1 protein-coding gene is annotated in these 301 nt (G+C 49.5%); it reads left to right on the top strand.

The features are described from left to right. A partial coding sequence (locus MB824_RS11740; RefSeq protein WP_456077651.1) for a transposase occupies positions 1–301 on the top strand: 301 nt, incomplete at both ends.

The following is a 301-nucleotide window of genomic DNA, read 5'->3' as shown; positions in this document are numbered from 1 at the left end:
CTTTGAACACAAAAAATGCTTTTTCTGCGGCTCAAAACAGGTCAAAAAGAACGGCAGACAAAACGGCAAACAACGTTACAAATGCCACAGCTGCGGCAAACGTTTCAGTGGTGGCAAAAACATCAATCCGCAACAACTCTGGCACGCTTACACCGCAGGCAAACAAACCGCAGCGCAGCTGGCAGCTGCTCATCATTGCAGCAGCAAAACCATTTTTCGCCATCTCAAAAAAGCGAATCCCAAAGCACAGTTTGCCGCGCCCCAATGCGCCAACATCGTGATGGACACCACCTACTTCGGA

The sequence above is a fragment of the Kingella pumchi genome (assembly GCF_022288825.1).
GTDB classification, from domain to species: domain Bacteria; phylum Pseudomonadota; class Gammaproteobacteria; order Burkholderiales; family Neisseriaceae; genus Kingella_D; species Kingella_D pumchi.
The sequence above is the reverse complement of the archived record's forward strand: the minus strand, read 5'-3'. Positions and strand labels throughout refer to the sequence as shown.